Here is a 25,029-nt window from a genome sequence, read left to right as displayed (position 1 = left end):
GCGCCCGGCTCCTTGGGCGTTCGGGTTTTTGTCTGGGCGTCCGTGTCAGGCGGCGATATCGGTCAGTGAGCGGTCGCGGGTGCGGACGCCCAGGCGGATGATGCCGGCGGCGATCACCAGCAGCCCCACCAGGACGAACGACGCCGGCCGCGCGCCGAAGCCGGTCAGGATGGGCAGCACCACGAAGGGGGTGACCGCGCCGCCCAGATGCCCGACTCCGTCCGCGATGGCCGACGCCGTACCCCGTGCCCGGGTGGGGAACACCTCCGCCGTGTAGGTGTAGGCGGGGGTCGCCATGAAGGCGATGCCGAACGAGCTGAACAGGGCACCGACGGTGGCGACCGCCTCGCCCATGTCCAGGGTGATGAGCAGCAGGGAGGCCGCGAAGACCAGCGTGCCGATGATGACCATGGTGCGGCGTTCCATCCGCTCCACCAGCAGTACGGCCGCGACGGTGGAGACCAGCGGCATGGCCCGGGTGAGCACGCTGACCAGGACCGCGTCGGAGGTCGAGATGCCGATGCCCTCCAGGATGAGCGGCAGGTAGCTGGCGTAGCCGTACATGGCAATGTAGAAGATGAACCAGAAACCCAGCACGATCAGCATGCGACCCAGGTACGGGGCCTTGAAGAGGGCGCGGGCCGGCATCGTCTCCTCGGCTGGAGCGCTCTCAAGAGGCTCCTCGTCGTACGCGCCCTCGGCACCGCCCGGGGGCAGGCCGACACGGGTCTCCATCTCGCGGACGATGCGGTCGGCCTCGTCGGCGCGGCCCGTGGCCACCAGCCAGCGCGGCGACTCCACCAGCGCGTGCCTGCCGACCAGCGGCAGCACCAGGAGCACCAGGCCACCGAAGGCCAGCAGGTAGCGCCACCCGTCGGGGGAGGCGCCCAGGACCAGCAGCGAGGCGAACCCGATCGCCAGCAGCAGCACCGTGCCCACCATGTACAGGCGCGACAGGTAGCCGCCGCGCTGGTTCTTGGGCGCCAGCTCGCCGATGTAGGCCGAGCACAGCGCGAGCACCGCCCCCATCCCGCACCCGGTCAGGAACCGGAAGAAGGTCAGCGACCACACGTCCCACGAGAACGCCGTGAGCAGCCCGCCGATGCCGAGCGCCAGAATGGTCAGCGCCAGGCCCTTCTGCCGGCCGTGCCGGTCCGCGATGTGCCCGAAGGCGTACGCGCCGATGCAGTATCCGACGAGGTTCCACGTGATCGGGTAACCCAGCTCGGCCCCGGCCAGCCCGAACGCGCTCCGCATGGAGGGCAGCGTGATGGTCAGGACGGAGATGTCGTAGTTGGCGAAGAAGAAGCAGAGCATGAGCGCGAGCCAGCCCGCGCGGCTGAGCCCGACTTTCGGCATGGCGTCGATGCGGGCGTCCACACTGCGGGCGTTCACGCCGCGAGTCGGTACGGGCGGTTCCGGGGCGGGCGAGTCGAGGGGCGTCTGAGACATGGCGGCCTCCTTGGAATGGGGCAACGAAGCACGAGCTGGAGGCGCTCTCCTGCGGTTTCCAGGACATGAGCATTGCGACATGAGCTTTGAGACATGAGCTTTGAGACATGAGCAATGAGCGGACATGAAGCGGTGAGCGGTCCGCGCCCGCGGGATGGGGGCTGTGACAGGGCTCACGGAGAGGCGGTGCTGGGAACCGTAGGCAGGTCCCGGCGGTGGTGACCATCGCGGTTTCGCGCATGTGCACATGCGCGAAAACGCAACGAAGGGGACGCCCTAAAGGGTGAGCGCCTGCCCGGCCCACTCCTGTCGCAGCGCGTGGACGAGCCGCCGTACGACGTCGTCCTGTCTCGCCCGCGACCGGTGCCAGGCCACGCCGAGCAGGAATTCCAGGTCGTCGCGGAGCGGGACGATCACGAAGGCCGGGTCGTCGAAGACCCGGGCGGCGCCGCCGTTGCGCGGGTCGAGCGTCAGCGTGACCCCGTGGCTGCGGCGGATGTGGCTGGCCAGCATGACGGAGTCGTTGTCCGGCATCTCGTGGAGCGAGGTGATACCGGCGCTCTTCAGCCGCCGGTGCAGCCGGTCCATCGCCAGGGGCTGGGGCGTGAGCGGGCCGACGGTCAAGATCCGGTCCGTGAGGTCCCGCAACGTCAGCTCGCCGGCGGCGGCCAGCGGGTCGTCGGCCCGCATCGCCGCCGAGAACACGTAGCGGGCCACTACGAGACTGTCGAGCTCGGGCCGGTCCAACGGGAGGTGAACCAGGGCCGCGTCGAGCTCGCCGCGCACCAGCGCCGGCAGGAGCTCGGCGGACGGCGCCGCTGTCGCGTCCACCGCGAAGGAGGGGAACGCCTGCTCGGTCACCGCCAAGAACCGGTCCATCACGGTCGGCGGGCACAGGTGCGTGCCGCCCACGCGCACCACCCGGCTCCTGGTGCCGGACGCCTCCCTGATCGCCTCCTTCAGGCCGTCCACCTGCTCCAGGATGCCGCGTACCCGCTCGACCAGGACCGCGCCGCCGGCGGTGAGCTCCACCTGGTGGTAGCGGCGGACGAACAGCTCGACCCCCAGCTCGCGCTCAAGGTCCTTGACGGCGCGGCTGACCGGTGACGGAGTCAGATGCAGCCGATCCGCCGCGCGACCGAAGTGAAGCTCCTCGGCGACGGCGAGAAAGCATCGCAGCTGCTGTACGTCCATGAGCGGGAGTCTGTGGCGGGCCGTCGCCGCGCGTCAACCGGCATGTTCCGTTTCGCGCTGGTGACCACGGGGTTGGCCTGACGCGGTCATGTTGCCGATTGGGACGCGTGCCACGTTGCCGATTCGGACGTTTTCAGACCGGAAACCGAGTGGCATCCTCACGGTTGTAGGAAACCTGTTCGCAACAATCCTGGCGAGCGGCCATGAACCGCTCGAAATCCTGGTGAGCGGTCCTGAACCGCTCGACGATCCCGGCGCGCGGCCCCGAACCGCCGCTCGCGGGCCGGGATCCCTCCGCCGCGACAGGTCATGTCCGGCGTACTCGCGCATCCTTCACACCGTGGGGTGATTCACCATGCCCGCAGCCAGGGGCCTTCCCCTCGCCGGTCTTCGGGTCATCGACCTGGCCGACGGCAAGGCCGAGATGTGCGGCCGCTTCCTCGCCGACCTCGGCGCCGACGTCATCCGCGTCGAGCCGCCCGGCGGCGCGCCGACCCGTCACCGCGAACCGGTCCACGACGGCGTGAGCCTCTACTTCGCCACGCACAACGCCAACAAGCGCGGCATCACCCTGGATCTGCGCGACCCCGTGGGCCGTGACCGGCTGCTCGATCTGGCCGCCGGAGCGGACTTCCTCATCGAGACCGAACGCCCTGGCACCCTCGACGGCCTCGGTCTCGGCGCGGACGCGCTGCTGGCGCGCAACCCGGCGCTGGTCGTCGTCTCGATCACCGACTTCGGGCAGACCGGCCCGTATCGGGACTGGATCGGCACCGACTGGACGCACATGGCGCTCGGCGGGGTGCTGTCGCGCTCCGGCATCCCCGGCCGTCGGCCGGTCATGCCGCCCGGCCCGCTGGCCTACGAGTCGGCGGCCATCCAGGCGGCGTGGGCGGGCCTGCTGGCGTACCTGAACCGGCTCGACACCGGGCGCGGCGACCACGTCGACTGTTCGGTGTACGAGATGACCGCCCAGGTACTGGACCCGGGCTTCGGCATGGGCGGCTCGGCCACCGGCGGGGTCCCGGCCACCCGCCTGCCGCGCGGCCGTCCGCAGGCGGGCGACCTGTACCCGATCTTCCCGTGCGCCGATGGATACGTCCGGATCTGCGTGCTGGCCAAACGTCAGTGGCGCGGGATGTTCGGCTGGCTGAAGGAACCGGAGGAGTTCGCCGACCCCAAGTACGACAGCATGGGCGCCCGATTCGGAGCCGCTGAGCGGCTGCGCGTCCTCATGGGAGAGCTGTTCAGGGACCGGACCAGGGACGAGCTCGTGGCCCAGGGGCAGGAGCGCGGCGTGCCGATCGCGGCGCTGCTCGGCCCCGGCGAAGTGCTTGACAGCCCGCACTTCCGCGCGCGGGGCAGCCTGCTGGACGCCGAGGTCGCCCCGGGGCTGACCGGCCGCGTGCCGTCCGGGTATGTCGAGGTGAACGGGGTACGGGCCGGGTTCCGGCACCGGGCCCCCGAGCCGGGGGAACACGACGACGAGGTCTTCGCCGAGGTGACGCCCGGCAGCCCGCTCACCCCCGGTACGCCGGTTATTTCCGACACGGCCTCCGACAGGCCAGTCACCACCGAAACGGCTCCCGGTAGGCCGGTCACCACCGAAACGGCCTCCGATGAGCCGGTCGCCTCCGACGCGGCCGAGGTCGCGCCGCGGCGGCCCCTCGACGGGCTTCGGGTGCTGGACCTGGGTGTCATCGTGGTCGGTGCGGAGCTGGGTCGGTTGCTCGCCGACCAGGGCGCCGAGGTCGTCAAGATCGAGAGCCGGGCCTACCCGGACGGCAGCCGCCAGTCGCTCGGCGACGAGGTCATCAGCGCCGGCTTCGCCTGGGGCCACCGCAACAAGCTCAGCGCCGGGATCAACCTCCGCTCACCCGAGGGCCTGGACCTCTTCAAGCGGCTCGCCGCCGACTCCGACGTCATCCTGTCCAACTTCAAGCCGGGCACGCTGGAGTCGCTGGGTCTCGGCTACGACGTCATCAGCGAGCTGAACCCCAAGATCATCATGGCCGACAGCAGCGCCCTGGGCCCGACCGGGCCGTGGAGCAGGCGCATGGGCTACGGCCCGCTCGTCCGCGCCTCCGCCGGGCTGACCGGGCTCTGGCGGGACACCGAGGTCGAGGCCGGATTCTGCGACGGCATCACCATCTATCCCGACCACATCGCCGCGCGGGTCGGCGCCGTCGCCGTGCTCGCCGCGCTCATCGAGCGGCGGCGTACCGGGAAGGGCGGCACGGTCAGCGTCGCCCAGGCCGAGACGATCCTCACCCAGCTGTCCACCGGCTTCCTGCGCGAATCACTGGAACCCGGCTCGTTCACCGCCCACGGCAACAACGGCGAGTGGGACGCGCCCCAAGGGGTCTACCCGTGCGCGGGCGACGACGAGTGGTGCGTGGTGAGCGTCGACGGCGACGAGCAGTGGCGGCGCCTGTGCGAGGTGATCGGCCGCGCCGACCTGCGCGCCGACGCGCGGCTGGCCACCGCCGCGGGCCGCCGCGCGCACCGCGGCCTCGTGGACGCGGCCGTGACCGAGTGGACGGCCGCCACCCCGCCGCGAGTGGCCATGGAGCGGCTGCAGGAGGCCGGGGTGCCCGCCGGGATGATGCGGCGCGTCATCGAGTATCTGGACGACCCCCAGCTCAACGCCCGTGGGTTCCTGCGGGAGATGCGCCATCCGTACATCGAGCACGCCCTGCGTACCGAAAACGCCCCGGCGACCTTCCGCGGGGTCGCCGACCCCGAGCTGCGCCCCGCGCCGCTGGCGGGGGAGCACACCCGGCTGGTGGCCGCCAAGCTGCTCGGCCTGGCCGAGTCCGAGATCCAGGCGCTCATCGACGCGGGCGTGCTGGAAGAGGCAACGAATGAAGGAGCAGACCATGGGTGAGCCCGCCGCGCTCGTCGAGCGCCGCGACCACATCGTGTTGATCACATTGAACCGGCCCGAGGTCCGCAACGCCGTGAACGCGGAGCTGACCCGCGCCGTCGGTGAGGCCCTGGACGAGGCCGACGCGGACGCGTCGGTCCGGGCCGTGGTGCTGACCGGGGCGGGGGACAAGGCGTTCTGCGCCGGTGCCGACCTGAAGGCGGTGGCCCGCGGGGAATTCTCCACCGAAGGGCTCAAGCCGCACTGGGGCTTCGCCGGATGCGTCACGCATCCCATCGCCAAGCCGGTCATCGCCGCCGTCAACGGGTTCGCGCTCGGCGGCGGCACCGAGATCGCCCTGTGGGCCGACCTGGTGGTGGCCGCCGAGGCCGCCGCGTTCGGGCTGCCGGAGGTCAAGCGCGGCATCCTCGCGGGCGCGGGCGGCGCGTTCCGGCTGGCCGCGCAGCTGCCCACTAAGGTCGCCATGGAGATCCTGCTGACCGGTGAGCCCGTCACCGCCGCCGAGGCCCTGCGGCTCGGCCTGGTCAACCGGGTCGTACCGCGGGCCGAGCTGTTGACCGCCGCGTTCGCCCTGGCCGAGACGGTCAGCGCGAACGCCCCGCTGTCCGTGCAGGCCAGCAAGCGGATCGCGCGCGGGATATCCGATGGCACCATCCCGTCCGAGCAGGCCGCCTGGGAGCGGACCGCCGCCGAGAGCGCCGCGCTCATGCGGTCGGCGGACGCCAAGGAGGGGCCACGCGCCTTCGCCGAGAAGCGCGCCCCGGTTTGGGAGGGACGATGAACCGCACATCGGTCATCGCCGGTCTCGGCATCACCGAGATGGGCAAGGTCTATGGCCGGAGCGCGCCCGAGTTCGCCGCCGAGGCCGTACGGCTCGCCGCCGCCGACGCCGGTCTCGACCTGCGCCAGGTGGACGGCCTGCTGACCAACACCGGCCTCACCGCCGACGTCGGCCTGAGCCTGCAGCGGGACCTGGGGCTGCGCGAGCTGCGCCTGCTGTCGGAGGTGCAGGCGTACGGCTCGTCGGCCGGCGCCATGGTCCAGTACGCCGCCATGGCCGTCGCCTCCGGCATGGCCGACGTCGTGGCCTGCGTCTTCGCCGACGCGCCGCTCAAGGACAAGGCGTCCGGGGGCGGCGCGGCCTACGCCGGCGCCGGCCGCGAACTGGCCGGCTGGCAGGGCCTGACCGCCGCCTCCGGGATCTACAGCGCCAACACCATGTACGCGCTCGCCGCCCGCCGGCACATGCAGAAGTACGGCACGACCAGCGAGCAACTGGGGCACATAGCCGTCGCGCAGCGCGCCTGGGCGGCCAGGAACCCCCTGGCCCAGATGCGTACCCCGATCACCCTCGAAGACCACCAGAGCTCCCGGTGGATCGCCGAGCCGTTCCACCTCCTCGACTGCTGCCTGGTCAGCAACGGCGGCGTCGCGGTCATCGTCACCTCCGCCGACCGGGCCGCCGACCTCGCCCAGCCCGCCGTGCACATCCGCGGCTGGGGACAGGCGCACCCCGGGTACGTCATGGGCAGGGACAGCGAGTTCGGCCTGGTCAGCGGGGCCGCCCTGTCGGGGCCGACGGCGCTGAAGATGGCCGGGGTGTCGATCGACGACATCGACATCGCCGAGCTGTACGACTGCTACACCTACACCGCGCTCATCTCCCTGGAGGACTACGGCTTCTGCGCCAAGGGCGAGGGCGGCCCTTTCGTCGCCAGCGGCGTACTGGGACCGGAGGGGACGCTGGCCGTCAATACCGGCGGCGGCCAGCTCTCCTCCTATTACATGTGGGGGATGACCCCGCTGTCGGAGGCCGTCATCCAGGCTCGCGGCCAGGGCGGCGACCGTCAGGCCCCGCGCAACGACATGGTGCTGGTCAGCGGCAACGGCGGCGTACTCGACCACCACTCCACCCTCATCCTCAGCCCGCACGCGCGATAGGAGCATGCCGATGCCCGTGGGAATCGTCCACCGTGACGCGGCCACCGCCGAGTTCTTCGACGGCACCGCGCGCGGCGAACTGTTGATCCGGCACTGCGCTCAGTGCGGCGGCTTCTCCGCTCCGCAGGCGCGTACGTGCCCGAGGTGCGGCTCACCTGAGCTGTCCTGGACAGCCGCTTCCGGGACGGGATCGGTCGTGAGCTGGTCGGTGGTGCACACGAAGGGCGCGCCGCCGACCGTGGTCGCGATCGTCGAGCTGGAGGAGGAGCCGTGGCTGCAGCTCCAGATCACCGATGCCGCGCCCGAGGAGGTGTACGCGGGCCTGCGGGTCCGCGTCGCCTTCGAGCACCCCGAGGGCGGCGAAGCGGTCCCCGTCTTCCGCCCGGCCGCAGGGTCGGGCTGAGGAGTCACACCAATACCGCGCCGCCGGCGATGTCGACGATGACGCCGGTGATCCAGCTCGAGTCGTCGGAGGCGAGGAAGAGCGCGGCCCGTGCGACGTCTTCGGACGTGCCGAGCCGCCGCAGCGGGTGTGACTCGGCCAGCGAGCGCTGGACGTCGGCCGGTATCCACTGCTGATTCGTGTCGGTGAGGATCGTCTCCGGGGCGAGGCAGTTGGCCCGGATGCCGAACGGACCCACCTGGGCGGCCAGATCCTGGGTGAAGAGCTGCACACCGGCCTTCGCCGCGGCGTACGCGACGATCGTCCGTTCGCTCGGCTTACGCCCGGCCGCCGAGGACAGGGTGATGATGTTGCCGGTCCGGCGCTCCTTCATGCCGGGCAGGAAACACTTGACGGTCAGGAAGGTACCGGTCAGGTTCCGATCGATGTCGGCCCGCCAGCTCTCCTCCGTGATGTCCTCGATGGGCGTGGGGCGGCTGGCCGTGCTGCCGGCGTTGACGACCAGCACGTCGACGTGGCCGTACCGGTCGAGGATCTGCCCGCGGATCCGGTTGAGGTCGGCGGCGACAGTGACGTCTCCGGTCACGCTGATGGCCTCACCGCCGAGGTCGTCGACGCGCGCCTGGACCGCGGCGAGCGCGGCCTCGTCGCGGCCGTGCAGCACGACTCGGGCCCCGGCCTGCGCGAACGTGGTCGCGATGGCCGCCCCGATCCCTCGGGAGCTGCCCGTGACCAGGGCGACCCGGTCCTTGAGAAGGCTCATCGTTCCTCCGGGGGTCAGGCCGTCGCCGTCAGGACGATGATCGCCACGGCCAGGGCGGTGTCGAGCACGAGACAGAACTCGGCGAGCGACCGGGTCACCACTCGGTTCGCCCGGTAGTGGTAGACGTCCCATGCGGCGTGGCCGAGCAGGCCCAGCGCCACCAGGTAGCTGCCGACCGTCGGGTTGACGAACAGCGCGATCGTGGCCGCGGCGCCGAAACCCAGCATGGCGATCAGCTGTAACGGCAGCCCACCGGGCTCAGGCCGCGTACCGCGCAGGGGACCGTAGCCGCGCAGCAGACCGTAACCGCCCAGCAGGACGCCAAGACCCAGCACCGCCCAGGTCGCCTCGAAGTCGTCATCGATGAGCTCCGCGGCCAGGATGACGGCGAAGGTCAGGAAGAACACGGGCCAGGTCGAGGCGGGTTTCCCGAACGCGGCCGCACCCAGGTACACCACCGCCGAGGCGGCCAGCACCTTGGCCAGTTCGAGGCCCGTGGCCATGTCCAGGATCATGAGCACGGCGGTCCCGACCCCGACCAGAACCGGCCAGTGCCGCAGCGCCTGGCTGAGTGGAGGGGTCGTCTGTGTCGTCATCGTCGTTTACCGCCTCGGGGGGTCGCGCAGTTGCGTTCATCCTCTTCTCGTCATCCTCTATCCCGGCGGATCATCGGGGCCAGGACAGCAACCGGACATTTACCGGACATTGGGCCCGGACATTTACCGGGCATCGGGCAGCATGTCCGGAGATGGGGATGGGCTACGCGTCGTCTGCCATCGGGCTGAACTGGATGCCCGCCAGCCGCCACGAGCCTTCCTGCCTGACCCACGTCTGGGACACCCGCACCCGAAGCGCCACCGCCCGCCCATGAGAGGTCGCCTGGTTGCTCTGCACATTGCGCACGATCGCGGCGTCGCCATACATTCGGATGTCGATCTGGCTGGTGTCCAGGGCGTGGTACTGGAATTGGGCGTGGCGACCGATCCACTGCTCCTTGTCGAGCACGTACCCCTTGGGCCCGATCGACTGGAAGTCGTCGGCCAGTAACGCGCGCAGGCGTCCGGCGTCGGCGGCCAGCTCCGCCGCGTCGAACTGCCGCTGAAGGCCGAGAACCGTCTCTTTCTCCGTTGTCTCCATGTTCTCCATGGGAGCCGAGCATAAGCGGGAGAACCGGTATGGTCACCGGACAAAATGCCCTCCCGAATTGTCCGGTTAATGCCCTGGACTACCTTCCTGGTGATGGCCGAAAATTGGCCCGCGTCATGTCTTCTCGGGGCCCGCCCGGTGACATCGCGAGCCGCTGATCAGTCGTGTGCATGGAACCAAGTGCCCCGGACAGCCCGTTTCTTGAAAGAGTGTGTTTGTCTGCGTGCCGGGTTGTTCAGCGGAAAGGGTGGCATATGGAGCCGCTATGGGCCGATGATCCACGCCAAGTGGGGTTAATTCGGCTGAGGGGCCGGCTGGGCGGCGGCGGCATGGGGCAGGTGTACTTGGGCCGTACCCGGGGCGGCTGGCCGGTCGCGGTGAAGGTGGTGCGGTCGGAGCTGGCCGGCGACGCGGAGTTCCGGCGCCGGTTCGAGTACGAAGTGAGCATGGCCCGGGAGGTCGGCGGGATCTACACCGCTCACGTGGTGGACGCGGACACTAACGCCGATCCGCCGTGGATGGCCACCGCCTACATCCCCGGCCCGACCCTGCACCAGGCCGTCGCCACGCACGGACAGCTGCCGTCCGCGGCGATCGGTGTGCTGGGGGCGGGCCTGGCCGAGGGCCTGATCGCGATCCACGAAAAGATACTGGCGCACCGCGACCTCAAACCCGGCAACGTGATCCTGGCCGCCGACGGTCCCCGGGTCATCGACTTCGGCATCGCCCGCGCTTTGGAGGCCGCCTCCCACACCGTCACGGGGGCCGTGATCGGCACTCCGGCGTTCATGTCGCCCGAACAGAGCCGAGGCGGCGAGGTGGGCCCGGCCAGCGATGTGTTCTCGCTGGGGGCGGTGCTGGTGTTCGCCGCCACCGGTTGCGGCCCGTTCGGTACCGGCCAGAGCGACGCGGTCATGTACCGCATCCGCCATGACGACCCCGACCTGACCGGCCTGCCGAAGGACCTGGTCGACCTGGTGGGCGCCTGCCTGGCCAAGACTCCTGAGCACCGGCCCAGTCCCGCCGATCTCCTCGACCGGCTCGCCGCATCGGCCGAAAGCACCACGCAATGGCTCCCGCCCACGGTCACCGCGCTGATCACCCAGCTCGAAGAGGACCTCTCCGAACCTTCTGGCGACCCTTCGATCCCTGAGCGGGTCGCCTCCATCCCTGTGCGGGCCGCCGATCCGAAGCAACAGCCGGCGATCGACCACGCCCTACGGATCGCCTGTTCCATCGCCGATCCCGACGAGCAAGAAGAGGCGCTGTGCGGAGTCGCCCTCGCGATCGTCGAGGCTGATCCCGACCACGCGGAGCAGTATCTGCGGCGCATCCCGTCGGAGGTATGTCGGGCAGCGGCTCTGCTGGCCCTCGCCGATAAACTGCCCGAAACCAACCGCGCCCAGCAGTCGATCGGTCACGCCGAACAACTCATCACTCAGCTCCTCGACGATGTCTCGAACGCCGTGGGATACGAACAGTTCGAGTACTTGGTCGAACAGCTCATCGCGGTGGATCCTCAGCGGGCGCTCGCGTTGCTCGACGACGTTGAGCGGCGGGTCGTGGACTTCGACGATCCCGAGTTGCGAGCCAAGGCGCTGGCGGCCCTGGCCGCCAAGATGGCCGTCGACGCCCCTGATCGCGCCACCAGGCTGATGGCCCAGGCAGTAGACGCGGCCCGCATGATCCCACCCAACGCCGACTACGCGTTCGTCCTGCCCCAAAGGCTCGCGGAGATCGCCAAGATCGGTTATGCCGCCGATCGGCGATACGCCGAGCAGCTGATCGATCTAGCTGAAGCGGCCGCGCTCGACGTCACGGGCCAGGGCGACGAGCGAAACTTCGCGCTCAAGGTGACCGCTGTGGAGGTCGCGGAGGTCGATCCCGCCCGGGCGGAACAGACCATCAGCAAGATCAGGGACGCCCACATCCGCTCATCTGCCTGGGGCGACAGCATCAAGGCGGCGGCCTCCGCCCGGCAGGATCATCGGCCTCTGCTCGACGCGGCCGAACAGAGTTTCGCGAAACTCGCGGCCCAGAAACCGGCCCCGGTGAAGCCCGACCCCTGGTGGGCCCGCTGGGGAGCCCGGCCCAAGCCCGGCGCCAACAAGAGGTACTACGGTCCGTGGCATCTGAAATACATCACCATCGGCGCGGCCTGGTGTGACCCGTCGCGGGCCGAAACCATCGCCTCGCTGATCACTGATGCCCAACATCGGAGTGAGGCATTCGCCGATATGGCCGGCGAGATCGCCGAGGCCAATCCTCTGCAGGCACGGTGGTGGCTCAACACCGCGTACCAGACCGCCCTCGAAGCCGAGGCGAAATGGGTTCTCCCCGTGATGGGAACGATCGCGGCGGCCGGGGTCACCGTCGCCCCCGAAACCGCGCAGCAGGCCGTCGAGTACATCACGACCCACGCCGACGCCACGGACCTGAACGCGGAGCGGCTGACAACGATTGCCCGAGATGTCGTCGCCGTCGACCCGGAGCTGGCCATACGCCTCATCGACCTCGCAGAGACCCGAGCACAACAGCCCGGTAAGACACGGCTCGACAAAAGAGATCTGGAGCGCGTCGCCAGGACCCTGATGACCGTGGCGACAGCGTGGGCCGACTCCAGGCCCGAACGAACCCGCCCCATCCTGCGCCACCTGCTGGAGGTCGCCCTGGCCGCAGGATCGACCAAGTACCTGTCGATCACCGAGACCGCCGTACCGAACCCACATGTCGTCGAGCAGCTCCTGCGGGAGTCCCGCGGTCCCGGCCGGGATCATCTGCGGTACATCGCGGCAGCGGCGTTCGCGGCGACCGACGCCCATCGCGCTGAACAGCTCGCCCAGGAGATCACCGACGACTCCCTGCGGTACGCGGCACTCAACGCCCTCGCCGTATCGATCATCAAGCAGGCCATGGGCTCGGCGGCCCCCCCAAACGCCAAGCGCGCCACATAGCACCGCAGAACGCGCCGGATCCCTGGCTACGAGGGGCCGCACGTGTGCCGTAAAGTGCCACATCATGGTGGATTGGGGTATTCGGCGGGCTTTGGCGGCGGACATCGAGGCGATGGTCGAGCTACGCGCCGTGGTGATGCGGGCCGACCTGGAGCGGCTCGGCCGGTACGACGAGCAGCGAGTACGGCAGCGAATGAGAGACGCCTACGACCCGTCGCACACCTGGGTGATCGAGGTCGGCGGCGAGTTCGCCGGCTGCGTGGCGCTACGGGAGGCCGAGGACGCCCGCTGGCTGGAGCACTTCTTCCTGGCCCCGCACCTACAGGGTTCCGGCATCGGTTCGGGCGTCCTGCGCGAGCTGCTGGATCGGTGCGACCGTGACGGTGTCCCTGTCCGGTTGAACGTGTTGCAGGGAAGTCCTGCCCGGCGGCTGTACGAGCGGCACGGGTTCACCCTGGAGACCGAGGATCCGGTGGACGTGTTCATGGTCCGCAGGGTGCCTGACCGCTCGTACCGGATGTCCTCGCTTCGGTCCCGTCACATGTCGTGATCACAGCTTGGCCTGATCGGGAGCATGTCGGTGTTCAGCGTCGACAGGGCGCGTTTCCGTTGGGACACGCCAATGTCAAAACTGCGCGAAAACGTGGGCTCGTACGGCAAGGCCCCGTATCGTGCCAGGTAGAGGGCCTTCTCCTACTGGATCCACCCCGGACGGCGTCCCCTGCGCATGGCGCGCATGGAGCCTGCTTCGGATGGGGTTCTTCGTTGGATAGGAGTTGGTTCGTATGGACTTGCAACGTGCGCTGCTTATAGCGCTCGCGATAGTCGCCTCCACCAGCATCTCGACCGCTCTCATGCTCGCGGACGGCTCCACGTGGCCCGCCGCACTCCTGACCGGTCTCGCCGCCGGCGGCGCCGTTCTGTGGGGGCTGCTCGGCTGTTTCAAGCACCACCTATAGACGCGAAGGAAGGGACCCAGCCCTTCGCCAGGTTGGGCCCCTTCTCGTCACCCCAGCACCGCCGACCGCTGAGACATGACACGCGTCACTCCGCTGACGCCACCGGATGACCCGCAAAATCGTTGGACAACGCGGACACCCATGACCATCGTTGGCAGGCATGCGACAGGAAGAGATCTGGGATCTCGAGACCGCCGAGCGCTATGACACGCCGGGCACCGGCATGTTCGCGCCCGAGGTCTTGGGCCCGACCGTGGACCGCCTCGCCGAGCTTGCGGGCGACGGACGGGCGCTGGAGTTCGCCATCGGAACCGGCCGCGTGGCCGTGCCGCTTGCCGAGCGAGGGGTGCCTGTAACCGGCATCGAGCTGTCGACTCCGATGGTCGCCCAACTGCGGACGAAGGTGGATGACGCGACGGTCCCGGTGATCGTTGGCGACATGGCGACCGCCGTCGCTCCGGGAAAGTACGCGCTCGTCTACCTCGTCTTCAACACGATCTCGAACCTGCTCACCCAGGCCGAGCAGGTCGCGTGCTTCCGCAATGCCGCCCGCCACCTCACACCGGGCGGCCGGTTCGTGATCGAGCTCTGGGTGCCCGAGCTGCGCAAGCTGCCACCAGGTCAGCAGGCCACGGTCTACCACTGCGAGCCCGGCTACATCGGCCTGGACACCTACGACATTCTGCGGCAGCACGTCGTCTCCCACCATTTCAGGTTCGACGAGAGCAGGCAGGCTCAGCTGTACCGTAGCCCGCACCGCTACATCTGGCCGACCGAGCTCGACCTCATGGCGCAGCTGGCCGGGTTCGAGTTGGAGACCAGGCATGCCGACTGGACCGGAGCCGACTTCACCGCCGAGTCGCGTTCCCACGTGTCCGTCTACCGCATCCCCCCGGACCACTAGCTTCACCTGTCCTGGTAGGCCCGTGGCCAACTGGGCTGGTAGCAGCAGCGCATACCCGTTTGTACGGTGGTGCGCAGTTCATCCCCGATAACCGGATCGGCCTCCGCGATGCGGCTCAGCGTACGCCTGATGGCCTTGCCCACCGCGACCCTGGCGCGCTCGGCGCTGCCGGTGAAGTGACGGGTCCGCTCGCCGAGGCCGGTGGCCGCGGCCAGCTCGTCGAGCAGCCAGTCGCGCTCGGCGCGTACCGCGGCGACCCGTTCCGAGTCGTTCATCGACTCGAGCTCGTCGATCTCGGCCCGCAGGTGTGACAGCCGCTGCATGTAGCGGCGTTTGGCCAGGTCGTCGAGCACCGGCTGGGCGCTTTCGCCGTCCCGGCCCGTCGACCGGCCGGGGAGGATGGAGCCGGCGGCCAGTTCGAGGGCGGAGATCTCCTGGTACGGGTTGGCCAGCAGGAGCGCCAGGTGGTTCATCCCCACGCTGTGCTCGACGTACGCGGTCCGGCCGGCCAGCTCGATCCGCCATTGCCGTCCCCAGCGCTGGCAGGACACGGCCGACCGGCCGGCATCTTCGATCGGCCGGGCCAGCAGGGTGCCCAGTTCCAGCAGGCACCGCTCGGCGCGCGAGTCCGTGGGCTGGAACAGGTCGATGATGCGCCGCAGCAGCTCCATGAGCAGGTCGGCGCGACCGTCGCCGGTGATCGGCCGCAAGTCCATGTCCATGACAATCGGCCGCATGTCTATGACAGACGGGCTGGTACGCCGCGCCATGCCGCCCCCTTTATCGCCGTAATGAATCCCCGTGCCGTGGTGAGTGGCTCGACCGTACGGGGACGGGGCGGCGGTGGGGATCGGTGGCCGATCCCTATATTGCGGCGGGCGATGCCTAACTTTCCGTCCTGGGTTCCCACTCGGCCAGGCCGAGCCTGATGGCCTGGTCGGCGGCGGCGGTGCGGCTCGGGGCGCCCAGTTTGGCGAGGATGGACGAGACGTGGTGACCGACGGTCTTGGCGGAGATGAATAACTTCGCGGCGATCTCGGCGTTGGTGCATCGGGCGCAGAGCAGGGCGAGCACCTCGTGTTCGCGCCGGGTCAGCCCGAACGGATGCCCTCGGGTCGCCGCACGCGGACCAGCGGGGAGGGACCGGGCGCCGAGTTCGCGGAGCTTGCGTCTGACGATGCGGGTGGCGGGGAAGGCGCCGAGGCCGGTGAGGATCTCCAGGGCCTGACGGAGCTCCGGCTCCCGTGGGGCGTGTGCCAGGGCCAGCGCGGCGTCGTACGGGCAGCGCAGCTCGGTCCAGGCATGCGCGGCCTTCGTCACGTCACCGCCGAGCTCCAGCCGGTACGGCTCGGCGTGCGCGCCATGCGCCCGGCGGCGAGAGCCGGTCCGCCGCAGCCAGACGGCGACCGCGCCGAGATCCCAGGCGTCGCACCCTTCGGAGGCGTCCGCGGCCAGTTCGGCCTCGCGGCGGGCGTGGTCCGCCTTCCCCTCCAGCCAGTACGCCTCGGCGCGGGTGAGCCGGACGGGCACGATCTGCTGCGGCTCGCGGGTACGGTCGGCGATCTCGGCCGCCTCGTCGAGGTACGCCCAGACCCCGGGCTCGCCACGGCGGGCGTGGATCGCCCCGAGCTTGCGCACGATGCACAACCGGCTGCACGAGGAGAGCGGCGTGACAGCGAGGATCTTGGCGCAGAGCGTCACCGCCTCGTCCCAGCGTCCCGTCCGCTCCATCATGGTGGCCTGCTCGCTGCGCAGGTGCATCGCGTACGTGGTGAGATCCCGCTCATCGCAATAGGCGAGGCCCTCGACCAGCAACGGCTCGGCTTCGGCGAACTGCCGCTCGCCCACGTAGGTGGCGCAGAAGTTCGCGAACGCCCGGCCCGCCTGATCTTGGTGATGCCCGGACAGACCGAGGTCCAACGCCCGGCGCATGCCCCCCACCCAGTCCTCGCCCTTGGCCGCGGCCGACGCCGCCATGGTGTTGAGCGCATCGCTGAGCACGTCGGTGGCACCCAGACGCTCGGCGATCGTCTTCGCCCGCCGTGCCAGGTCGATCGCCGCGTCGTGCTGGGCCTGCAGCATGCGCCGGTTGGCGAAGATGGCGTACGCCCAGGCCAGCTCGACGCTCGGCCCGAGTGGTTCCAGAACCGATACGGCGGCTTCGACGGCGGCGACCGCCTGATCCGCGCGGACAAGGTTCCACAGAGTGCGTGACAGCCGCCGCAGCGCGTCGCCCTCCCGCAGCCGATCACCCGCCTCGCGCCACTGCGCCAGCGCGTGCTCGCAGGCATCGGCCGCGTCCTCCCACTGATCGAGCAGCGCCGCCTCATCGGCCAGCCCCTCGTACAGCCGGGCGACAGTCGAGGCGTCCGCCCCGTCCGCGAACCGCAGGGCCCGCCGGAACTGCGCCGCCGCCTCACGGTGCGAGGCCAGCCACGCCGCACGGCGAGCGGCGGCGGGCGCGTGCCGCAGGACCGCTTCGGCATCGCCGGCCGCCTCGGCGTGGAAGGCCATCCGAGCCTCGTCGTCGCACCCCAGGTCGGCCAGCGCGGTCAGGACGAGGCCGTGAATGGCCCGGCCGCGATGCGCGGAGACCGCCCCCGCCACCGCCAGCCGCGCGATCTCATGACGGAACCTCAGCCACGGGCCGTCCTCGATCACCAGCCCGCACCCGAGCAGCTCGTCCAGGGCGGACGGCGGGCAGCCGGTCACCGACTCCAGTAATCGCGACTCGACCCTGGTCCCGGTCAGCGCCGCCACGTCCAGCACCTGACGGGCCCCGCCGTCCAGGCGCGTCGCCCGCGCCAGCACCGCGTCCCGCGCCGACGGCGGTACCTCTGTCACGCCGGCCTGTACGACCTCGGTCACGTAGAACGGGTTCCCGCCGGTCAGCCGGTGCAGCGCGGCCGCCTCCCACCCACTCCCACGGGCCAGCAACTCCACCGCGCCGGCGGACAGCGGCGCCAGCGCGATCCGCCGCGTCGACCGCTGCGAAGCCAGATCGCCCAGGGCGACCCGGAACAGATCATCCGCTGCCAGGCCCTCGTCCCGGTAGGTGGCGATGACCAGCACCGGAGCGCTCCACAGCCGCCGGCTGAGGAACCGCAGCATGTCCAGGGTGGCCTCGTCGGCCCAGTGGACGTCCTCGACCGCGACCACGTTCAGCGTCCCGGGCTCACTGACCTCATGCAGCAGCCCGCGGAACAGCTCCTCACGCCCGGCCCCCGCGCGACACAGCTCCAGCAGCGCGCCACGACGCTGGTCCGCCACGTCGAAGAGCGGCCCGAGCGGACGCGGAGTGAACAGCCCGTCGCACATCCCCCACGACCAACGGGCCTCCGGCAGCTCTTCCTGGAAGCGCTCCACCAGCGCCGACTTCCCGACGCCCGCCTCACCCGAGACCAGAACCAGCCGCCCGGCACCCTTCCTGGCCTCGGCCGCGTACTCAGCCAGCGCCGCCAGCGACGGCTCCCGCTCCAGCAACCGCATGCCCGCAGTATCCGATAAATCCACGGAAACCGTAAGGCCGATCGCGGGCGACCCCGCTCAGCGCAGTTCGACCTCGACCCCCCTCTCGGTGAAGATGCTGAGCAGGTATTCCAGGGTGATCGCCGGTCCCCATGTCCATCGGCTGTACTCCGGCCGGTCGTATCCGGGGACGAGGTGCCGACGTGCCACGTCCGCGTCGTGCCAGATGAGCCGGAACGGCGTCCTGGCTCCCCATTTCCAGCGGAGGCAGTCCGCAAGCGCGCCGGTGTTCCAGCCGAAGTAGCCGCCCGGGCCGTTGATCGCCTCACCGATGGCACAGTAGAAGCTGTCGATGCTGGTGACGTACCGGCCATCGAGCTGGTACGTGCGCCCGGCCGGACGGTCCGGTCGCTCGTGCGGATGGTGCGCCAGGGCCGCGCGCGACCACGTGTGCTGCAGGGTTCGGTCGAGGTGGGTCCACAGGTTGGGCTCGGTCGGGCGGCCCTCGTACCACATCTGCCAGATCGGACGGGCGCCGATGGGCAGAGGGTTGTGGACGTCGGTGTCGAAAGCGATGTCGACGAGCCCGTCACCCAGGCGCGAGGGACGTGATTCGACGACGGTCGCGCTGAACATGCTGTGCGTCCCCACCGCGAGGCCGGCGGCGTCGACGGCTTGGATCGAGGCCTGGACCAGGCGTCGCTTGGGGGATCGGGCCTCGATGGCGGCGCGCAGCGGCGCTTCGGGACGGCAACCGATCAGCGTAGGCGGACGCGCATCCGGGAGCGGACGCGCGTGGAAGACGCCGGTGGTGTCCAGGCAGGTGCCCAGCGGTTCGTCATCGACGCCGCAGAGCCGGAACCCGGTCCCATCGGGCGGCTCTTCCGACGGCCATTCGCTCTCCTCGTCAAAGCGGATATATCCGCGTAATTCGATATCCAGCAGGCCATCCCGCACCTTTGACGGGCGGTGGTCGAGGACTGTGACGTCGAAAAGCTCTTCCTCGCATGAACAGGAATAGCCGTAGTCCAGGCAACCCGACTGCGGCCGTCGCGGATCGTGGATCGGGCTCAGGACGACGCTGGGCAGCCAGGCGCTCACACCATCAGGCCGCCGCAGCGCTTCGAGCAACGGGCCGACCGGCTCGCACCCGAGCAGGGTGTACGTTTCCGGCGCCGACGGCGGCTCGGGATCGACGAACAGTCCGTCGATGTCAGCGCATACCCCCAGGGTGACATCGGGGGAGCCGGTGTACTCGTCGATCAGCAGCCACCGCAGCGGCTCGTCCTGATCCCACCTCCACACAGGCTTCATGCGACCCCCGATCACCCACGAGCTACCGCCCCCAGGCGGATCTTGCCCGGCGTGCCGATCATAGAAGGTAAGGCCTTGCAGGGCCTCAGCGCTGCTCCACCCCGTTCACGAACACCTTGCGCAGGGTCAGGTCGTCGGTGAACGTGATCGTGTTCGCGCCGATGATGTTCGTGAACGCGCACTTCTCCAGGCGCACTCCGGTCAGGTGGTCGGTCTCCAGGCCGACGAGGTTGAGTACGGCGTCGGCGCCGTCGAGCCTGGTCCGCTCCATCCGGATGTCGCGGACCGACACCGGCTCGGTGCCTCCTTCGTTGCTGTTGTAGGCCATGTTGACGAACATCACCTCGCGGTCCACGTTCTGGCCGGTGAAGCCGCGAACGTAGACGCCCTCGATGTACGCGCCGCGCTTCTTGCTGGCCTTGATGTAGACGGGGTACTTCACCGGGTAGTTGCCGGGGAAGTCCGGGGAGTTGATCACGCACCGCTCGGCGAAGACGTTGCGGACGCCGCCGGACATCTCGCTGCCGACCGTGATGCCGCCCCAGCGGCCGGAGAAGGCGCAGTCCTGGACGACGATGTTCTCGCTGGGCACGCCCACCCGGCGGCCGTCGGCGTCGCGTCCCGACTTCACCGCCACGCAGTCGTCGTTGGTGTTGAAGCGGCAGTCGTGGATGTGCACGTACGACGACGCCTCCGGATCGCAGCCGTCCGTGTTGTACAGCGTGCTGACGACGGTGATGCCGCGCACGGTGACGTTCGTGGACAGGACCGGGTTCACGGTCCACATGGCCGGTTCGAGGATTGTGAGGTCGCTGACCAGGATGTTCTGACATTTCACGAACTGGACCATGGCGGGGCGCAGATAGTGGCCCGCCCCGAACACGCGCTGCTCGACCGGCACGCCGTCGTCGCCCATCTTGCGCAGCGCCCGCTGGTCGGCGCCCTGCGGGCCGCTGTTGGCGTACCAGCTCTCCCACGGCCCTTGCCTGGCCTGGCCGTCGAGCGTGCCCTTGCCCGTGACCGCGATGTTCCGCTGGCCGTGGGCGTAGATGAAGGGGCTGTAGTTGTAGCATTCCGTGCCCTCCCACCGGGTGAAGACGACCGGCAGGTAGGCGTTCGGATCGGTGCTGAAGGCGATCACGCCGCCCTCGGACACGTGCAGCTCGACGTTGCTGAGCAGATGGATGGCCCCGGTGAGGAAGCGTCCCGGCGGGACCACGACCCGGCCGCCGCCCCTGCGATGGCACTCGCCGATCGCCGCCTTGAACGCGGCCGTGCAGTCGGTCGTGCCGTCACCCACGGCGCCGAACGCGGTGACATCCCATCTTCGGTTGGGGAAGCGAGGAGGACGGATCTTGCGCAGGATGTCCGGCACCTGATGCCAGGGATCAGCCGATCGGGCCTCGGCCTGCGCTGACGTGGTTCCGGGGATGAGCGTTGCGGCGGCTAGAGCGCCGCCGGCCTTCAATAGAGATCGTCTGGATGGCATGGTCACCACCGGGGGGTGCGGAGACATCGGATCTCTGGAGCGTAAATGCGGCCTAGTCGGAATTCAATTCTTGACGAAGTAAATGATGGGATTCGCTCGATCTCCTGCTGGCCTCTGTGGCGCGGAGCTAATCGTCGGTCGGCCCTGTGACCAGTGCGGTAGGAGGCTGTGCCTACTAGCAGAGAGCAAGCCCGTCGTGGCGCGACGGCGACCGCTGGGTGCACGATGGAATCCATGGCCCCAGGGCAGGCCGGAACCCGGCCGCCCGCTGTCTGAGCCACTCCCCCCACGCCGGCACCGCCCAGAAGCGGTGTGGGTGCCACATGTCCACAGTCACTCACGAGGGGGAAGCAATGAGTACGCCAAAAGTCGCCGTGATCACCGGCGCGTCCCAGGGCATAGGCGCGGCGCTGGTGACCGCCTACCGGAAGCTCGGCTACGCGGTCGTCGCCAACTCCCGGTCGATCGCGGATTCCGACGACCCCATGGTGCGGGCCGTCGCCGGCGACATCGCCGCTTCGGGCGTCGGGGCGCGCGTCATCGAGCAGGGGCTGAAGGCGTTCGGCCGCATCGACACGTTGGTCAACAACGCCGGCCTCTTCGTGTCCAAGCCGTTCACCGACTACACCGACGAGGACTACGACCTGGTCACGGGAGTGAACCTGCGCGGGTTCTTCGAGATCTCCCAGCGGGCCATCGAGGCGATGCTCAGCCAGGACGGCGGCGGACACGTGGTCAACATCACGACCAGCCTGGTCGATCACGCCGACAGCAAGGTGCCGTCCGCGCTGGCGTCGCTGACCAAGGGCGGCCTCAACGCGGTCACCAAATCGCTGGCCACCGAGTACGCCACCCGGGGCATCCGGGTCAACGCGGTAGCGCCCGGCGTCATCCGCACTCCGATGCACCCGGTCGAGACCCACGAATTCCTGGCCGAACTGCACCCAGTGGGCCGGATGGGCGACATCAGCGACATCGTCGACGCGATCATCTATCTCGAGCACGCTCCGTTCGTCACCGGCGAGATTCTGCACGTCGACGGCGGCCAGAGCGCCGGTCACTGAGCTGGTGGGCGGGCGGTCGGTGACTTCAGGCGCCGACCGTCCCACTTGCCGTGAGAGCTGAGAGAAAGGCCCATGTTGACAGCCGTACCGGAGCAGACGGTCGAGACGACCGCGCTGGAGCGGCCTTGGCGGGTCGTCGGGCAGGGCACGGCGGCGCTGGCGGCGGCCATGGGTCGGTCGCGACCGCCGCGCTGCGCTACCGCTTCCCGCACCACCTCGGCCCCCTGCCCCGACCGGTCGACACCGCCCGCCGGAGCTGAGCGCCGATGCCCATCACGATCCACCCAGCCACTGCTGACATCCGACCGACCACCGACCACTGACAGGAGAGCGCCATGACCAGTACCGCCGAGGCCGAGATCCTCCGCACCGTCCTGGACCGATGGAAGAGCGCCGTCGACGCGCACGACCCCAAGCGCGTGGCGTCGTACTTCACCGACGACGCCATCTTCCAAGGTCTGCACCCGTACGGCATCGGTCCCGAGAGCGTCGCCGAGTACTACGACTCGCAGCCGATCGGCATGACCGCCGCGTACGACATCCTGGAGACCCGGTGGATGGCCGACGGCCTCGTCCTCGGCTACCTGCACGTCGACTTCACCTTCACCGACCGGCCGGTCGTGACGGTCAACCTGTGCGTGCTGGCGCGGCGGGTCGGCGACGACTGGCTGATCGACCACTATCAGGTCTCACGGCTGCCCTGATCCCCTGAAGCGCGGAAAGGGCGGCTATCGTCACACTGCTGATGTCGTCGTGCTGAAGGGGGCGGCCCGGTGACGGATACCCGGCGCTCGCAGCCGTTGCGCGGTCTGCGGATCGTCGAGATCTCCAGCTATGTGGCGACCCCGCTGAGCGGGATGACGCTGGCTCAGCTGGGCGCCGACGTGATCCGGGTCGAGCCGATCGGCGGCGCGGTCGACCGTACGCGCTGGCCGCTGGCCGAGAGCGGGACGAGCCTGTACTGGTCGGGGCTGAACAAGGGCAAGCGCGCCATCGAGGTGGACCTGTCCGCCGAGGAGGGCCGCGCGCTCGTCGGCGAGCTGATCGTCAGCGGCGGGCCGCGCGGCGGGATCGTGATCAGCAACTCCGAGCGCTACCCGGAGCTGTCCTTCGAGGCGCTGCGCGCGCGCCGCCCCGACGTGATCCACGTGCTGCTCACCGGCCGCCGCGACGGCGGGACCGCGGTGGACTACACGGTGCAGGCGGCGACCGGGTTCCCCCTGCTGACCGGCCCGGAGGAGGTGGCGGAGCCGGTGAACAGCCTGGTGCCCGCCTGGGACGTGACCGCGGGGCTGTACCTGGCGGTCGGGCTGCTGGCCGCGGAGCGGCACCGCCTGCTGACGGGCGAGGGACAGCAGGTACGGGTCGCGCTGGAGGACGTCGCCCTGGCCACCGCCGGGAACCTCGGCTACCTCGCCGAGGCGCAGCTGAGCGGCACCCCGAGGGAACGCGGCGGCAACTACGTCTACGGCACCTTCGGCCGCGACTTCACCACGGCCGACGGCGGGCGGCTGATGGTCGTGGCGCTGACCGCCCGGCACTGGCGCGGGCTGCTGGCCGCGACCGGCCTGACCGACGTGGTCAACGCGCTGGCCATCGCGCTCGGGGTGGACTTCGCCGACGAGCCGGCCCGCTACCGGCATCGCAAGGTGCTCGGCGAGCTGCTCGCGGGCTGGTTCGAGGGCCGTACGCTCGCCGAGGCCGAGTCGGCGCTGCGTACCGCCCGGGTGCTGTGGTCGAGATATCGCAGCTTCACCGAGCTGGCCGCGCTGCTGAGCGAAAGCCCGCTGATGGGCGTGGTCGAGCAGCCGGGTGTCGGCGGGCATTGGGCGCCCGGCTCGCCCGTGGTGATGGACGGGGAGCAGTCGCCGCCCGCGGCGGCGCCGCAGGTGGGCCGGCACACCGGCGAGGTGCTGCGGTCCGAGCTCGGACTGTCGGCCCAGGACGTCGCGACGCTGCGCAAGCAGGGTGTCGTAGCTGAACCGGTAAACCCAGGGACGGCCGAATGAAGCGACCCACGATCGACGACATCGCCCGCCGGGCCGGCGTCTCGAAGGGCGCGGTGTCGTTCGCGTTGAACGGCCGTCCCGGTGTCTCCAGCGAGACCCGCCGCCGTATCCAGGCCATCGCCGCCGAGTTGGGCTGGCAGCCGAACAGCCTGGCACGGGCCCTGTTCGACGGGCGGCCCGACGTGCTGGGCCTCGTGGTGGACCGGCCGGCGCGCACGCTCGGGCTGGAGCCGTTCTTCATGCAGCTGATCTCCGGCATCGAGGCCACGCTGTCGGCGGAGTCCGTGGGGCTGCTGCTGCAGATGACCGAGGACCCCGAAACCGAAATCGCGATTTATCGGAAATGGTGGGCGCAGCACCGGGTCGCCGGGGTGTTCGTGGTCGACCTGCGGGCCGAGGATCCAAGGATCGCCGTGCTGGAGGAGCTGAAGCTGCCCGCCGTGGTCATCGGCGGACCGGAGGGTGTCGGCCGGCTGCCCGCCGTCTGGAGCGACGACGCCGGCGCGATCGGCGTCGTGCTGGCGCACCTGGCCGGGCTGGGGCACCGCAGGATCGCCAGGGTCGCGGGGCAGGAGGAGCTCAGGCACACCCGCGTCAGGACCGCGGCGATGCGAGAGGCGGCGGCCAGGCTGGGCGTGATGGCCGTCACCGTGTACGCCGACTACAGCGGCGAGAGCGGCGAGCGGGCCACCCTCGACCTGCTGCGCGGACCCGACCGGCCGACCGCCATCGTGTACGACAACGACGTGATGGCCGTGGCCGGCACCGCCGCCGCTCGCGAGGAGGGTTTCTCGGTGCCCGCCGATCTGTCGGTCGTGGCCTGGGACGACTCCGCTCTGTGCCTGCTGACCCGGCCGCATCTGACGGCGGTGAGCAGGGACATCGCCGCGTTCGGCGCCAACGCCGCCCGGTCGCTGCTCAGCCTGGTCCAGGGCCGGGAGGTGGCCGATTCGCGGCAGGCCGAGCCGCGCCTGGTGAGCAGGGGGAGCACGGCCCCCTGCCCTGAATCGGTTCAGTAATCGAGCGGAAATGTCCGCGACCAGTCATTGAAACTAAACGGGTTTAGTGATGGCATGGCGGCT

The 25,029-nt window shown here is 69.9% G+C and carries 21 protein-coding genes and 1 pseudogene; 12 read left to right on the top strand and 10 right to left on the bottom strand.

All coding sequences use genetic code 11. The annotated features are described in order from the left end of the window. Nucleotides 1-45: 45 nt before the first annotated feature. Together AB0J16_RS26475 and AB0J16_RS26470 are read right to left on the bottom strand one after the other, a co-directional pair. Nucleotides 46-1,452: an MFS transporter gene (locus AB0J16_RS26475; protein WP_358544294.1), complete on the bottom strand. Its 1,407-nt coding sequence runs from the start codon at nt 1,450-1,452 to the stop codon at nt 46-48. 276 nt (nt 1,453-1,728) lie between these two features. After that, nucleotides 1,729-2,646, bottom strand: a complete 918-nt coding sequence (locus AB0J16_RS26470) for a LysR family transcriptional regulator (protein WP_358544292.1) — start codon at nt 2,644-2,646, stop codon at nt 1,729-1,731. Between the two features lie 355 nt (nt 2,647-3,001). Here AB0J16_RS26470 and AB0J16_RS26465 point away from each other — a divergent pair, with 355 nt between their 5' ends. From AB0J16_RS26465 to AB0J16_RS26450, 4 genes are read left to right on the top strand one after another with little or no spacing between them, the layout of a single operon-like run. After that, nucleotides 3,002-5,533, top strand: a complete 2,532-nt coding sequence (locus AB0J16_RS26465) for a CoA transferase (RefSeq protein ID WP_358544291.1) — start codon at nt 3,002-3,004, stop codon at nt 5,531-5,533. Then, nucleotides 5,526-6,314: a crotonase/enoyl-CoA hydratase family protein gene (locus AB0J16_RS26460; protein ID WP_358544290.1), complete on the top strand. Its 789-nt coding sequence runs from the start codon at nt 5,526-5,528 to the stop codon at nt 6,312-6,314. The genes AB0J16_RS26465 and AB0J16_RS26460 overlap by 8 nt, the downstream gene beginning before the upstream one ends. After that, nucleotides 6,311-7,474 carry a thiolase family protein gene (locus tag AB0J16_RS26455; RefSeq protein WP_358544288.1) on the top strand — a complete coding sequence of 388 codons (1,164 nt, stop codon included), beginning with the start codon at nt 6,311-6,313 and terminating at the stop codon, nt 7,472-7,474. The genes AB0J16_RS26460 and AB0J16_RS26455 overlap by 4 nt, the downstream gene beginning before the upstream one ends. Before the next feature lie 10 nt (nt 7,475-7,484). Further along, nucleotides 7,485-7,877 carry an OB-fold domain-containing protein gene (locus tag AB0J16_RS26450; RefSeq protein WP_358544287.1) on the top strand — a complete coding sequence of 131 codons (393 nt, stop codon included), beginning with the start codon at nt 7,485-7,487 and terminating at the stop codon, nt 7,875-7,877. Nucleotides 7,878-7,881: 4 nt separating this feature from the next. Here AB0J16_RS26450 and AB0J16_RS26445 read toward each other — a convergent pair whose 3' ends face one another. From AB0J16_RS26445 to AB0J16_RS26435, 3 genes are all read right to left on the bottom strand, one after another. Then, nucleotides 7,882-8,640: an SDR family NAD(P)-dependent oxidoreductase gene (locus AB0J16_RS26445; protein WP_358544286.1), complete on the bottom strand. Its 759-nt coding sequence runs from the start codon at nt 8,638-8,640 to the stop codon at nt 7,882-7,884. 14 nt (nt 8,641-8,654) lie between these two features. Continuing rightward, nucleotides 8,655-9,236, bottom strand: coding sequence for a hypothetical protein (locus AB0J16_RS26440; RefSeq protein ID WP_358544285.1), 582 nt, complete (start codon nt 9,234-9,236; stop codon nt 8,655-8,657). A 163-nt stretch (nt 9,237-9,399) separates the two neighbouring features. Continuing rightward, the gene (locus tag AB0J16_RS26435; protein ID WP_358544283.1) at nt 9,400-9,777 is read right to left on the bottom strand and encodes a nuclear transport factor 2 family protein; all 378 of its coding nucleotides are present in this window, start codon (nt 9,775-9,777) and stop codon (nt 9,400-9,402) included. Between the two features lie 296 nt (nt 9,778-10,073). Between AB0J16_RS26435 and AB0J16_RS26430 the strand changes: the two genes are divergently transcribed. The 4 genes from AB0J16_RS26430 (at nt 10,074) to AB0J16_RS26415 (ending at nt 14,603) form a co-directional block, all read left to right on the top strand. Continuing rightward, nucleotides 10,074-12,740 carry a serine/threonine-protein kinase gene (locus tag AB0J16_RS26430; protein ID WP_358544281.1) on the top strand — a complete coding sequence of 889 codons (2,667 nt, stop codon included), beginning with the start codon at nt 10,074-10,076 and terminating at the stop codon, nt 12,738-12,740. Between the two features lie 64 nt (nt 12,741-12,804). Then, on the top strand, nt 12,805-13,290 hold the full coding sequence (locus tag AB0J16_RS26425) for a GNAT family N-acetyltransferase (RefSeq protein WP_358544280.1): 486 nt from the start codon (nt 12,805-12,807) through the stop codon (nt 13,288-13,290). Between the two features lie 235 nt (nt 13,291-13,525). Continuing rightward, the gene (locus tag AB0J16_RS26420) at nt 13,526-13,699 is read left to right on the top strand and encodes a hypothetical protein (protein ID WP_358544279.1); all 174 of its coding nucleotides are present in this window, start codon (nt 13,526-13,528) and stop codon (nt 13,697-13,699) included. A gap of 160 nt (nt 13,700-13,859) precedes the next feature. Then, on the top strand, nt 13,860-14,603 hold the full coding sequence (locus tag AB0J16_RS26415) for a class I SAM-dependent methyltransferase (RefSeq protein WP_358544278.1): 744 nt from the start codon (nt 13,860-13,862) through the stop codon (nt 14,601-14,603). A 2-nt stretch (nt 14,604-14,605) separates the two neighbouring features. On the opposite strand, the gene AB0J16_RS26410 is transcribed toward AB0J16_RS26415, so the two are convergent. From AB0J16_RS26410 to AB0J16_RS26390, 5 genes and pseudogenes are all read right to left on the bottom strand, one after another. Then, the gene (locus AB0J16_RS26410; RefSeq protein WP_358544276.1) at nt 14,606-15,319 is read right to left on the bottom strand and encodes a hypothetical protein; all 714 of its coding nucleotides are present in this window, start codon (nt 15,317-15,319) and stop codon (nt 14,606-14,608) included. 169 nt (nt 15,320-15,488) lie between these two features. Beyond that, nucleotides 15,489-18,092, bottom strand: a complete 2,604-nt coding sequence (locus AB0J16_RS26405; RefSeq protein WP_358544275.1) for an AAA family ATPase — start codon at nt 18,090-18,092, stop codon at nt 15,489-15,491. Nucleotides 18,093-18,149: 57 nt separating this feature from the next. Further along, complete coding sequence (locus AB0J16_RS26400; RefSeq protein WP_358544273.1) at nt 18,150-19,376, bottom strand: barstar family protein; 1,227 nt, start codon at nt 19,374-19,376, stop codon at nt 18,150-18,152. Between the two features lie 94 nt (nt 19,377-19,470). Beyond that, nucleotides 19,471-20,760, bottom strand: coding sequence for a glycoside hydrolase family 28 protein (locus tag AB0J16_RS26395; protein ID WP_358544475.1), 1,290 nt, complete (start codon nt 20,758-20,760; stop codon nt 19,471-19,473). A gap of 57 nt (nt 20,761-20,817) precedes the next feature. After that, nucleotides 20,818-20,874 (bottom strand): annotated as a pseudogene (locus AB0J16_RS26390) (twin-arginine translocation signal domain-containing protein); the annotation flags it as partial. A gap of 353 nt (nt 20,875-21,227) precedes the next feature. Between AB0J16_RS26390 and AB0J16_RS26385 the strand changes: the two are divergent. The 4 genes from AB0J16_RS26385 (at nt 21,228) to AB0J16_RS26370 (ending at nt 24,966) form a co-directional block, all read left to right on the top strand. Beyond that, complete coding sequence (locus tag AB0J16_RS26385; protein ID WP_358544271.1) at nt 21,228-21,938, top strand: SDR family oxidoreductase; 711 nt, start codon at nt 21,228-21,230, stop codon at nt 21,936-21,938. Nucleotides 21,939-22,273: 335 nt separating this feature from the next. Then, on the top strand, nt 22,274-22,642 hold the full coding sequence (locus AB0J16_RS26380; protein WP_358544270.1) for a nuclear transport factor 2 family protein: 369 nt from the start codon (nt 22,274-22,276) through the stop codon (nt 22,640-22,642). Between the two features lie 69 nt (nt 22,643-22,711). Beyond that, the gene (locus AB0J16_RS26375) at nt 22,712-23,947 is read left to right on the top strand and encodes a CoA transferase (RefSeq protein WP_358544268.1); all 1,236 of its coding nucleotides are present in this window, start codon (nt 22,712-22,714) and stop codon (nt 23,945-23,947) included. Continuing rightward, nucleotides 23,944-24,966 (top strand): LacI family DNA-binding transcriptional regulator, encoded by a 1,023-nt coding sequence (locus tag AB0J16_RS26370; RefSeq protein ID WP_358544266.1) that lies wholly within the window; start codon nt 23,944-23,946, stop codon nt 24,964-24,966. The genes AB0J16_RS26375 and AB0J16_RS26370 overlap by 4 nt, the downstream gene beginning before the upstream one ends. The last annotated feature ends 63 nt before the right edge of the window (nt 24,967-25,029 follow it).

The organism is Nonomuraea sp. NPDC049750 (assembly GCF_040659625.1).
In the GTDB taxonomy this organism is placed as follows: domain Bacteria; phylum Actinomycetota; class Actinomycetes; order Streptosporangiales; family Streptosporangiaceae; genus Nonomuraea.
The sequence above is the reverse complement of the archived record's forward strand: the minus strand, read 5'-3'. Positions and strand labels throughout refer to the sequence as shown.

What these genes read in the sequence shown, in the direction of transcription:
- AB0J16_RS26475 (WP_358544294.1), bottom strand. Translation starts at nt 1,452, where the DNA reads ATGTCTCAGACGCCCCTCGACTCGCCCGCCCCGGAACCGCCCGTACCG.
- AB0J16_RS26470 (WP_358544292.1), bottom strand. Translation starts at nt 2,646, where the DNA reads ATGGACGTACAGCAGCTGCGATGCTTTCTCGCCGTCGCCGAGGAGCTT.
- AB0J16_RS26465 (WP_358544291.1), top strand. Translation starts at nt 3,002, where the DNA reads ATGCCCGCAGCCAGGGGCCTTCCCCTCGCCGGTCTTCGGGTCATCGAC.
- AB0J16_RS26460 (WP_358544290.1), top strand. Translation starts at nt 5,526, where the DNA reads ATGGGTGAGCCCGCCGCGCTCGTCGAGCGCCGCGACCACATCGTGTTG.
- AB0J16_RS26455 (WP_358544288.1), top strand. Translation starts at nt 6,311, where the DNA reads ATGAACCGCACATCGGTCATCGCCGGTCTCGGCATCACCGAGATGGGC.
- AB0J16_RS26450 (WP_358544287.1), top strand. Translation starts at nt 7,485, where the DNA reads ATGCCCGTGGGAATCGTCCACCGTGACGCGGCCACCGCCGAGTTCTTC.
- AB0J16_RS26445 (WP_358544286.1), bottom strand. Translation starts at nt 8,640, where the DNA reads ATGAGCCTTCTCAAGGACCGGGTCGCCCTGGTCACGGGCAGCTCCCGA.
- AB0J16_RS26440 (WP_358544285.1), bottom strand. Translation starts at nt 9,236, where the DNA reads ATGACGACACAGACGACCCCTCCACTCAGCCAGGCGCTGCGGCACTGG.
- AB0J16_RS26435 (WP_358544283.1), bottom strand. Translation starts at nt 9,777, where the DNA reads ATGGAGACAACGGAGAAAGAGACGGTTCTCGGCCTTCAGCGGCAGTTC.
- AB0J16_RS26425 (WP_358544280.1), top strand. Translation starts at nt 12,805, where the DNA reads ATGGTGGATTGGGGTATTCGGCGGGCTTTGGCGGCGGACATCGAGGCG.
- AB0J16_RS26420 (WP_358544279.1), top strand. Translation starts at nt 13,526, where the DNA reads ATGGACTTGCAACGTGCGCTGCTTATAGCGCTCGCGATAGTCGCCTCC.
- AB0J16_RS26415 (WP_358544278.1), top strand. Translation starts at nt 13,860, where the DNA reads ATGCGACAGGAAGAGATCTGGGATCTCGAGACCGCCGAGCGCTATGAC.
- AB0J16_RS26410 (WP_358544276.1), bottom strand. Translation starts at nt 15,319, where the DNA reads ATGGACTTGCGGCCGATCACCGGCGACGGTCGCGCCGACCTGCTCATG.
- AB0J16_RS26405 (WP_358544275.1), bottom strand. Translation starts at nt 18,092, where the DNA reads ATGCGGTTGCTGGAGCGGGAGCCGTCGCTGGCGGCGCTGGCTGAGTAC.
- AB0J16_RS26385 (WP_358544271.1), top strand. Translation starts at nt 21,228, where the DNA reads ATGAGTACGCCAAAAGTCGCCGTGATCACCGGCGCGTCCCAGGGCATA.
- AB0J16_RS26380 (WP_358544270.1), top strand. Translation starts at nt 22,274, where the DNA reads ATGACCAGTACCGCCGAGGCCGAGATCCTCCGCACCGTCCTGGACCGA.
- AB0J16_RS26370 (WP_358544266.1), top strand. Translation starts at nt 23,944, where the DNA reads ATGAAGCGACCCACGATCGACGACATCGCCCGCCGGGCCGGCGTCTCG.